This window comes from Leuconostoc gasicomitatum LMG 18811, from assembly GCF_000196855.1.
GTDB classification, from domain to species: Bacteria; Bacillota; Bacilli; order Lactobacillales; family Lactobacillaceae; genus Leuconostoc; species Leuconostoc gasicomitatum.
Genome location: NC_014319.1, coordinates 500,527 through 510,695, shown reverse-complemented (window position 1 = coordinate 510,695; position 10,169 = coordinate 500,527). Strand labels below are relative to the sequence as shown.

The 10,169-nt window shown below is 37.0% G+C and carries 14 protein-coding genes; 1 reads left to right on the top strand and 13 read right to left on the bottom strand.

The features are described 5' to 3' along the window. Window positions 1-55 precede the first annotated feature (55 nt). A complete protein-coding gene (locus LEGAS_RS02575; protein WP_010387746.1) occupies window positions 56-313 on the top strand; it encodes a hypothetical protein in 258 nt (85 codons plus the stop codon). Between the two features lie 14 nt (window positions 314-327). On the opposite strand, the gene LEGAS_RS02570 is transcribed toward LEGAS_RS02575, so the two are convergent. The 13 genes from LEGAS_RS02570 to efp all read right to left on the bottom strand — a co-directional run bounded on the left by LEGAS_RS02570 (window position 328) and on the right by efp (window position 10,074). Continuing rightward, on the bottom strand, window positions 328-825 hold the full coding sequence (locus tag LEGAS_RS02570) for a hypothetical protein (RefSeq protein WP_013231292.1): 498 nt from the start codon (window positions 823-825) through the stop codon (window positions 328-330). A gap of 173 nt (window positions 826-998) precedes the next feature. After that, on the bottom strand, window positions 999-2,372 hold the full coding sequence (glmU, locus tag LEGAS_RS02565; protein ID WP_013231291.1) for a bifunctional UDP-N-acetylglucosamine diphosphorylase/glucosamine-1-phosphate N-acetyltransferase GlmU: 1,374 nt from the start codon (window positions 2,370-2,372) through the stop codon (window positions 999-1,001). A gap of 6 nt (window positions 2,373-2,378) precedes the next feature. Continuing rightward, entirely contained in the window at window positions 2,379-3,212 is an 834-nt protein-coding gene (gene purR / locus LEGAS_RS02560; RefSeq protein WP_010387749.1) for a pur operon repressor, read from the bottom strand. A gap of 101 nt (window positions 3,213-3,313) precedes the next feature. After that, on the bottom strand, window positions 3,314-4,105 hold the full coding sequence (locus LEGAS_RS02555; RefSeq protein WP_013231290.1) for a metal ABC transporter permease: 792 nt from the start codon (window positions 4,103-4,105) through the stop codon (window positions 3,314-3,316). After that, window positions 4,098-4,799 (bottom strand): metal ABC transporter ATP-binding protein, encoded by a 702-nt coding sequence (locus LEGAS_RS02550; protein ID WP_013231289.1) that lies wholly within the window; start codon window positions 4,797-4,799, stop codon window positions 4,098-4,100. The genes LEGAS_RS02555 and LEGAS_RS02550 overlap by 8 nt, the downstream gene beginning before the upstream one ends. Then, the gene (locus LEGAS_RS02545; protein ID WP_013231288.1) at window positions 4,799-5,653 is read right to left on the bottom strand and encodes a metal ABC transporter solute-binding protein, Zn/Mn family; all 855 of its coding nucleotides are present in this window, start codon (window positions 5,651-5,653) and stop codon (window positions 4,799-4,801) included. The genes LEGAS_RS02550 and LEGAS_RS02545 overlap by 1 nt, the downstream gene beginning before the upstream one ends. A gap of 49 nt (window positions 5,654-5,702) precedes the next feature. Further along, window positions 5,703-5,936, bottom strand: a complete 234-nt coding sequence (locus LEGAS_RS02540; protein ID WP_010016125.1) for a Veg family protein — start codon at window positions 5,934-5,936, stop codon at window positions 5,703-5,705. 103 nt (window positions 5,937-6,039) lie between these two features. Next, window positions 6,040-6,927 carry a 16S rRNA (adenine(1518)-N(6)/adenine(1519)-N(6))-dimethyltransferase RsmA gene (gene rsmA, locus LEGAS_RS02535; RefSeq protein ID WP_013231287.1) on the bottom strand — a complete coding sequence of 296 codons (888 nt, stop codon included), beginning with the start codon at window positions 6,925-6,927 and terminating at the stop codon, window positions 6,040-6,042. Window positions 6,928-6,931: 4 nt separating this feature from the next. After that, on the bottom strand, window positions 6,932-7,492 hold the full coding sequence (gene rnmV, locus LEGAS_RS02530) for a ribonuclease M5 (RefSeq protein WP_010383128.1): 561 nt from the start codon (window positions 7,490-7,492) through the stop codon (window positions 6,932-6,934). Further along, a complete protein-coding gene (locus tag LEGAS_RS02525) occupies window positions 7,485-8,282 on the bottom strand; it encodes a TatD family hydrolase (protein WP_010383126.1) in 798 nt (265 codons plus the stop codon). The genes rnmV and LEGAS_RS02525 overlap by 8 nt, the downstream gene beginning before the upstream one ends. Before the next feature lie 219 nt (window positions 8,283-8,501). Then, window positions 8,502-8,918: a transcription antitermination factor NusB gene (nusB, locus tag LEGAS_RS02520; protein WP_010383124.1), complete on the bottom strand. Its 417-nt coding sequence runs from the start codon at window positions 8,916-8,918 to the stop codon at window positions 8,502-8,504. Further along, window positions 8,918-9,382, bottom strand: a complete 465-nt coding sequence (locus tag LEGAS_RS02515; protein WP_010383122.1) for an Asp23/Gls24 family envelope stress response protein — start codon at window positions 9,380-9,382, stop codon at window positions 8,918-8,920. The genes nusB and LEGAS_RS02515 overlap by 1 nt, the downstream gene beginning before the upstream one ends. 131 nt (window positions 9,383-9,513) lie before the next feature. After that, window positions 9,514-10,074: an elongation factor P gene (efp, locus tag LEGAS_RS02510; RefSeq protein ID WP_010383120.1), complete on the bottom strand. Its 561-nt coding sequence runs from the start codon at window positions 10,072-10,074 to the stop codon at window positions 9,514-9,516. Window positions 10,075-10,169: the final 95 nt, after the last annotated feature.

The following is a 10,169-nucleotide window of genomic DNA, read 5'->3' as shown; positions in this document are numbered from 1 at the left end:
CATCTCAATACATCATGCCACTCATCCATGTCGTATAACCTGTTATAATAGACACATGATAAAATTAACAAAACTAGAAAAACACGATATTAGCCGCGTTGCTAATCCTAAATACACTGATTTTGCTGACATTTATGTACCAGATTCTAACGCTGGCTCTAAAAAAATGATGGCAAAATACATCATTGAAGCCTATGATTTAGGTGAACTTTATGGTGTAAAATCGACTGTATCGCACCATATATTAGACTTTACTTATTTGAATGGTGAACAGCAATCACGGATTACAGGTAAAATTGAATACGATGCATAAAACAAGCGATAATCTTAATTATCGCTTGTTTTATTTTCTGGATCGTCATTCTCTTCAACTTTATTTTGTGCAATCACAATATTAGCCAATTGTTCATCAAACCACTGTGAAATTTTTATTTTAACGCTAGCAGCATCATCTAAATATGCAGCAACTGAACTTGCCAATGCAATTTTCAAGTTTGATTGACTCACATCGACATTTTCAATAATCATGTATATATTAACTTGATTATCCTCTTTTTCCGGCCAAATCAATTTTTTTAATTGGTTTGTGTAGCGCAATGGTAAGTTCACAATATTAGTTTCTAAAGTTAACGTTGTGCCACCTTCGGTTATACCACCGTTAATTTCACCGGTAATATGTATAAAATTGTCATCATGAATATGTTTATCTAATATCATAAAAAGATTATCTAAGGCAATATGATCGCTATCCAAAATAGTATCTTTATAAAAATAAATAGCATCTTCCAAAATGTTTTCTAACGCCTTTTCACCTGTAATTTGCATGGTCTCATCCTTTTAAATTATGTCAATATTAGTTTACCATAGAATAGATATTGAACAAGGTTACAACCAAACATTCAAGTGGCATGATTCTTAAATTATTATACGAAAAAAGCACTATATTATGTTCAGATGACATAGTCGTGCTTTTTATTTTTAAACATTATATTTGAATATTATTTATGTGGCATATGATCCCAAAAATTTTCCTTGTTAATTTGACGAGCTCGAGCAATTGCCATAGCATGACCAGGTACATCATTTGTAATAGTTGACCCAGCTGCCGTGATAGCCTCAGTTGCAATATTCACTGGTGCAACAATTTTCGTATTTGAACCAATAAAGGCGCGATCACCAACTACTGTAGTGAATTTATTAACGCCATCATAATTAACAAAAATTGTGCCCGCACCAATATTGACGTCCTCGCCAATAGTTGCATTTCCTATATATGTCAAATGACCCGCCTTAGTATTAGCGGCCACTGTTGCTTGTTTGACTTCCACAAAGTTACCAATATGCACGTGATCACCTAGATTTGTTTGTGGCCGCAAATGTGCGTATGGACCAACGGTAACGCCATTAGCTAACCGCGCACTTTCTAAGTGTGATGAGGTAATCACGCTATCATCACCAATAAAACTATCAGAAATGCGTGACCCTTGGGTTATCAAGTTATTTTTCCCAATTACCGTTTGCCCTAAAATGGTTACGCCGCCTTCAATCACTGTATCTTGGCCAATAATCACTGTTGCGTCGATAAATGTACTAGCTGGATCTACCAGTTCAACGCCTGCAATCATCAATTGATGATTAATACGTTCATGCATGACTTGATTTGCAACAGATAAAGCTACACGGTCGTTGACACCTTGCGATTCGGTAAAATTCTGTAAAGTATAGGCACCAATTTGATGACCAGACTGACGCAAAATATCTAACGTGTCTGGCAAATAATACTCACCCTGCGCATTATTATTTTTTACTTGTGATAGTGATTCAAATAATAATTGATTATCAAAAATATACACGCCCGTGTTGACTTCTCGGATACGGCGCTCCGTCACGCTAGCATCCTTTTGTTCGACTATCTTGATCACAGTATCATCATCTGCGCGTACGATTCGACCATAACCAGTCGGATCATCTGCAATAGCAGTCAAGACAGTTACTGCGTTGTTAGACCTCTTATGTTCGTCGATAAATTCTGACAGCGTTTCAGAACGAAACATCGGCGTATCACCTGACATAATAAGTGTCACACCATGACTTGACTCAAGTTGTGACTGGGCTTGCTGAACAGCATGACCAGTACCAAGTTGTTCAGACTGCAAAACAAATTCACTACGCGACCCAACATGCGCCTGAACACTGTCAGCGCCAACACCGATAACTGTGATTGGTTTATTTTTTGAAAGTGGTTCAACGGCATCTAACACCCAGTCGATCATCATTTGGCCAGCAACCTCATGCAACACTTTTGGGGCGCTTGACTTCATACGCGACCCATTACCAGCCGCCAATACTAAAACATTTACTTCATCAATCATAACTAACTATGCCTCGCGTTTATAAATTTCTTTTGCATAATTACCAGCAGTAACTATAATCGGATCACCATTTTTAAGATTTGTATCCACATGTAGTAACGATGTAAAGCGATCAAGCAAGCGTGTTGCCGACCTACCTTCAGCAAACACAGCTGTACCAACAACTGTGCCATCAAACTCACTGACAAGTGTTTGCATACCCTGAATGGTACCACCAGCCTTCATAAAATCATCAACGATTAAGACACGAGATCCTGTACGTAACGAACGACGAGATAATTCCATTTTTTCAACACGTTTTGAAGATCCTGTCAAATAGTTCACAGAAACTGTTGGTCCCTCTGTTACTTTAGCATCATCACGCACAATCACAAAAGGAACATTTAATTGCTCGGCAACTGCCTGTGCTAGTGGCACACCTTTAGTAGCTGCCGTCATAACTGCATCAATGTTGTCACGTAAATACTGTGTGGCAATCAATCGACCCACTTGACGTAAAATATCTGGGCGACCTAACAAATCTGACAAATAAACATATCCACCAGGTAATACACGTGTTTCGTCATTGACATATTGACGTATTTCTTCAATAAAGCTTTTTGCTTCATCCTCGGCCATGAATGGTATAAAACGTGCACCACCAGCCGCACCAGGGACAGTTTCGAGTAAACCTGTTCCGCGTTCCTGAAATGTTCTTTTTAAAATGGATAAGTCTTCAGAAATAGAAGACTTAGCAGAATCATACCGCTTAGCAAAATAGGACAAAGAAATGAGTGTACGAGGGCGCTCAAGCATGTAGCGCGCCATATCAACAAGGCGATCCGAACGACGTGTTTTCATGATGTATAAACGTGCTATAAACAAATCAGCACGTATTCTCCTTTATAAATATTAGTATTTAACATTAATTATAACACTTTTAAAATATTAACGTTCGGTATTTAAGCACTTTTTTGAAACTGCCAAACAGAAACTAAATAAATTAAAACTTCAATCACTGCAATAAAAAAACTGGCTGGTAAATTTGTTAAATAGGCCAATGTTAAGCCAGACCAAGTACCAAATAAAGCAAAGATAACGGCTAGACCCATTAATCTTGTCGTTGCTGTTGCATAGTATTTAGCACTTGCAGCAGGCAATGTTACCAATACAAAAATTAACAATGATCCAACAAGTTGTGATGAAATACTGACCGACAAAGCAATAATCACTAAAAAAATATAACGTACTGCTTTTTGACGCCCACTTTGTAGGAAAATACCAGCTTCATCAAATGCCAATTGTCGTAATGACCGATAATTAATCAGTAACGTAACCATAACAAAAATTGCTAACACAATTAACAATAACAAATTTTGTCGACTAATACCTAACACGGACCCAAATAAAATTCCAGTAGCGGCTGTCGTACTAGTATGTCCGAGTGCTAAAAATAAAATTCCCAACCCAATAGCCAATGCCGAGATTGCGCTTGTGACATTATCACGTTTTGTGTACCCTGATTCTAATGCCCCGATCGCTATAGATGCCCCACTTGTTGCAATCATCATGCCAAGTAGTGCTGGCCAACCAGCAAATAAACCAAAAGCCGCACCGGCAAATCCAATTTCACTTAAAGTATGTGTTAGAAAAGCATAGTTGCGGGCGACAGCAAATGTACCAACAATACCCGCAACAATGCTGACAACTGTTCCTGCCATAAAAGCATTTTGCATAAAATCGTAACTAAACATGGCGCACCTCATCTTCCGCATGAATATGTGTCATTTTCATGGTTAACGACTGCAATTCATCCACTCCCCCTTGGGTTACATGCCCATTTTCAAAAAGTAAATAACCATCGGCAAACTGCGCGACTAATTCTAATTCATGTGTAATAAATAAAATTGTTAAATGTTGTGTTTTTTGTAACTGCTTAACAGTCTGTAATAATTGTATTTTATGTTCATGATCTAAACTTGCGGTAGATTCATCTAATATTAACAAATCTGGTTGTTGAACAAGTGCTTGTGCCACAAATGCACGTTGCTTTTGACCACCGGATGCTAAACCCAATCGTTTGTCACTCATATCTGCCAAATCCATCAATTTTAGTGCTGACTCTACTGCTGATTTCTCGCGTTTATTCAGCCACAAACGCCAACCTTTATTATAATTTAAAGCCACAAATTCAGCTATATTTAAAGGAAAGTCACGTGTTATATCACGAAATTGAGGTACAAATCCGACGCGATTTGTATTTAACTTTAGTTCACCATCAGTTTGCTGATTTTGCCCAATAAGCGCTTTAACAAAACTTGTCTTTCCAGCACCATTTTCGCCTAATAAAGCAAAAAAACGTCCCGCTGGTATATCAATAGTAGCATGCGTTAGTATTTTTTTTTCACCATAGTGAATACCAAAGTCTTTTGTCCGTATGATACTCATTATTTACCACTTTCTACTGGTTTAAAAACTGCCTGCAGCTGTTCAACAAATGTCAACTGCCATTGCCATACTTTTTGATTCGATGGTAATACTTGATTAAAAGTAATTACTGGTATGTTAGCACTTTTTGCTAACGCCACTAAATGTTGATCTCGATCAGATTGATCCTGACTTGCAGTTAATACAAAGCGAATTTGTTTGTCACGTATTCGTTTGGTCAATTTGTCAAAATCTTTATCTGAGGTAATTTCGATATTTGAGACATCTGAAGTATAGTTTAGTTGTGTCATGAACACTTGTTGTGCATTATTTGTCGCAATATAATGCACGTTTTTTTCTTGTTTTAAAGATTCAATGCCTTGAGACAATGCTTGTGTTTGCTCATTTAATTTTTGACTATTATTGATATAATTATTGCGATTTCTAGGATCTAAATCACTCAGCAAATCAGACAATCGTGCAATTGTTTTCAAAGTGATCTCTGGACTTAACCAATAATTGGCATAAGCTTGATTTTTGACCACATCGCTTGCTACTAATAATTTAGAATGTAACTTTAAATTACGTCTTTGCGTTAATAATTGATTTTGATGGCTATCAGTAACGAGAATTTCTGCTTGTTTGAAAATTGATTTTTCATTATTTTGTGCTAAATTACCTGACAACAATGACACATGTCCGCTTGTATTAGCAACCGCCTGTGCTATTTGTTGATAAGCCACATTGTCAGTCACAATTTGAACAGGTACATGGTGTGTTGGGTGGGTTGCAACCGTCATTTTCATGCCAATTAAAAAAATACCAATTGGTATCAGAGAAATCGTTAAGATAGCATAAAACACTTGTTTTTTCATAACCTAAATTATCTCACAACTACAAAAAAAGCCCAATAGGGCATTTTATTTATTCAGCAAAAGTAATATCAATATTATTCGTTAAAATGTCAGTATAACTGTATGACGCGCGCTCAAACTTAGCTTCTTCATCTAGTTCGACAACAAACAGAGAAGGAAACGTTGAACGTAGCACACCGGTTCGTTCTGTAATCTTTTTACGTCCGGCTTGTGCAACTACTGTAACGGCTTCGCCAACGTGGGCGTCGAGTTTAATCTTAATGTCTTGCAAACTACTTGGCATTTTTATACCACCTTTCGTGAAAAACTTATTTAAGTATAACACAAATAAGCTTTAATTGCAAACTCGACTGTATAATCAAACTAAATAATGAAAAAATATACAGTTATTGCGTTAACTCTTGTTCACGTAAAGCTAGATATAATGTTGTTAATTGTGTTAAATCTAAACGTTCTGCACGTATGGATGGATCAATAGTCGCTTGTTTTAAGGCTGCTGTTATTTTTTCCTTAATATATGTGTCTTTGCCATAAGTTTGCAACATGTTATTCCAAAGGCTTTTACGCCGATGTGAAAAACTACCTTTAATCACACCAAATAATCTCTCAGGTTGGTCAACAATAACTTGCGGTACTAACGGTGTCAATTTGACTACTGCTGATTCAACTTTAGGCGCTGGATTAAACGCTGTTGCCGGCACTTCTATCGCTAACTGAGCATTTGCAAAATACTGAACCGTTAAAGTTAGTACCCCATAAGCTTTTGTTCCCACTTCAGCATTTAATCGATCAGCTACTTCACGCTGCATCATGACCACAATATTATCCCATGTAATGTTAGTACGCAATAACTGCATCAAAATTGGTGTCGTTATGTAATAAGGTAAGTTTGCAACCACTTTAACATGAGCCGTTTCACCAAATTCTTCGGTAATAATTTGAGGCAAGTTCATCTCTAAAATATCACCTGAAATGACCTTAACATTATCATAGTCTTTTAAGGTTTCCCCTAAAACTTTGACCATTTGTGTATCAATTTCAAAAGCTAGGACTTTTTTTGCTGCGCGTGCTATTTGTTCGGTTAAAGATCCAATTCCTGGTCCAATTTCAATAACATAATCTTCATTCGTTATATCTGCAGTATCAACAATCCCATGCAACACATCTAAGTCAGTTAAAAAATTTTGTCCGAATTTTTTCTTAGCATGCAAACCATATGCATTTAAAATTGCTTGTGTTCGTGTTGGATTTGCAATATCTATTATCTCTGCCATTTAGTCACTTACCTTTCAATACTGTCAAAATTTGTGCCTGCGTAATTCCAAATTGCTGCACACGTTTTAACAATTGTTTACCATTTGTATAACCAATATGTAATGACTCACCAACTATTTCGCGACGCTTTCGAGCATCTTGACCATTTAATAGCCCACTTTGTATCAAAAATTGCTGATCTACATCAGTTACTATATCAATTTTAGGCGTCATAACAAATGCTAATGCTTGCCGTAGTATATTTGGTTCAGCATGTTCGACGCCCAGAGACTTATGCCAATTATCTTTCTGCGCGCGACCCTCACTTTGCGTAATATATGCCTGCTTCGCTAAAGGGACGGCTGTGGTCATAATTTGACGAATACGTTGCCCATTAAAGTCAGGATCCGTTAGAATAATGACACCACGTGTTTTTGCTGCATATTGCGCACGCTTGATAGCATCGCCATTAACAGCACTACCACCAGTTTCAATTGTATCAGCAACTACTGCACGGGCTAAATTTTGTGTGTCAGATTTACCTTCGACAACAATCATTTCATTAATATGTGGTCGTTCAATCATGATTTAAGAAAAGACGATGCGCGTTTTGACGTGTGATATCTGATATTTCTTTTGGTGTCATATTAAGCGTTTCTGCCAACGAATCAACAATGTATTTTACAAGTGCCGGTTCATTATCTTTTCCTCTAAATGGCGTTGGTGCTAAATATGGCGCATCAGTTTCAACTAATAGACGGTTTAAGGGTACAGATTTGGCTGCTTCACGGACATCTTCAGCTTTTTTAAATGTCACGACACCACTAAATGAGATATGCATCCCCAAATTAACAAACGCCATTGCCTGTTCTGGTGTACCAGAAAAACTATGCATTACGCCTTTTGTGACCCCGCTATCTTTCAACATGGCGTAAACATCTTCAAATGCATCACGGTTATGAATAATAATTGGTAAATCATACTTTTTAGCCAATGCTAAATGTGTTTGAAAAGCTTTTTTTTGAACATCGTGTGCTGTTGTCTCCCAATAATAATCCAAACCGGTTTCACCGACACCAACCACTTTACTTTGTTGCAATTGCTTTTCTAACTTTTCAGCAGCAACAGCATCAAAATCGCCGGTGTCTTCTGGTTGAAAGCCCAAAACTGCATAGATATTATCATGTGCTTGTGCAATTTCTAAAGCTCTTTCATTGCCTTTAGCATCATAACCAACAATATTCATTTCCATCACGCGAAACTCATGTGCACGACCAATATAAGCTGGCACATCGTGAAATAATTTATCATCATTTAAGTGCGTATGCGTATCATAACTATCTGCCGGTGTTTTTGTTAAATCATAAATTGCCATATTTTAAAATGCACAAAGAAGCTATGCGTTAACGTTTTTAGAAAACAAACATTACTATTCGTTATACAACGTCTTGCAAACAGTTCTCCGAGCTATTCCTCCTATTTTTAGATATTTAGGGCGTAATCAATGAACCATTCGCTATTTTTCAATCATAAAATCATCATTTAATATTTGAATGTCATTAAGAAAAAAAGCCGCCATGCGACTTATAATGACTTACTCAACTTTTGGTGCAACTGCTGGTGTAAAGTTTTTCAACAAGCCATTAACAAACTTACGACTTTCTTCATCCGAAAAAGTTTTAGTTAATATCAGAGCTTCATCAATGGCCACCTTATAAGGAACCAAATTATTTAATAGCTCATATATTGCCAACCGTAAAATAATAAGATCAGCTTTATTAATACGATTAATTGCCCATCCATTCGCTAAATGGGCAGTAATTTGCTCGTCTAATTCTGATTTTGTACCCAAAACACCATTAACTAGTCGTGGCAGGTAATCATCATAATCTTTGCCTTCCAACACAATGTCATATAGTTTATCAATGTTATTACTTTTTGGATCTTTTTCTAACGCAAACAGAACTTGAAACGCTGCTTGACGTGATTCGTGCCGTGTCAAATTAGACATTACTTAACTACCTCAGTTGTACCAGATTCACCAAATAAATTATCAGGATCAATGCTACTAGAAATTTTTTCTGGTACAATACCAGTCACGTGAACATTTATTTGAGTGACCTGCAAATCCGTCATTGATGAAATCTGAGATTGAATTGCATGTTGAATTTCAAGCGCAACTTTGGGCACAACAACCCCATACTGCAAAAAGACATAGGCGTCAATGACTAAGCCTTCCTCAGTATGGGATAATTCTACACCTTTTCCACGTGCGTTAGATCCAAATGCATTTGTAAAGCGATCTGACAATGTGCCTCGCATTGAATAAACACCAGGTACCTCTTGCGTCGCAATTTGGGCAACCACTTCGATGACTTCTGGCGTTACTTGTGTCGTTCCACCAACAACTGAATTTTCAGTTGCCAATATAATGTTTTTTGCAGTCTGCTTATTACGCTTAATTTCTCTGGCCATTATTTAATCCTCGAAAATATTCTTTAAAATAAAAAGTTCCACAGGGGGAACTTTTTGAGACGTGTTCCCTATTACTCAAACACTCATACTGTAAAATTAAATACATGACGTTTTAATGTCATGCTTTTTTATTAAGCACGGCCTTTATATGCACCGTCTTCTGTATTGACGATGATTGTTTCACCTTCGTTAATAAAATCAGGCACTGTTATAGTTGCGCCTGTTTCCAAAGTTGCTGGCTTCCCTGAACCGGTTGCAGTTGCACCTTTAATACCGGGTTGTGTTTCAGTAATTTTCAAGGGTACTGTTGATGGCAATTCAGCACCAAGAATTTCGTTACCATACATCGTAACCTTGACTTCCATACCTTCAAGCAAAAACTTTAAGGCTGATGCAATCTTATCATCTGGCAAATTGACTTGTTCATATGTTTCAACATCCATGAAAACACGACCATCGTTTTCAGCATACAAATAAGACATAGGACGTGTTGTAATGTCTGCCTGTTCAAACTTATCTCCAGGACGGAATGTCACTTCATTAACAGCACCAGTACGTAAGTTCTTCAACTTTGAACGAACAAAAGCACCACCCTTACCAGGCTTCACGTGTTGGAAGTCCAAAACACGCCATAAACCGTTTGTATACTCAATTGTCAAACCATTTTTTAAATCATTCATGCCAATAGCCATGATTAATATCCTCTTTTATTAATAATATAGTTTATTATAACAGAAAACTGCTATATTTGCAGTCTTCACACAAGATAGAATTCTACCACAAATAT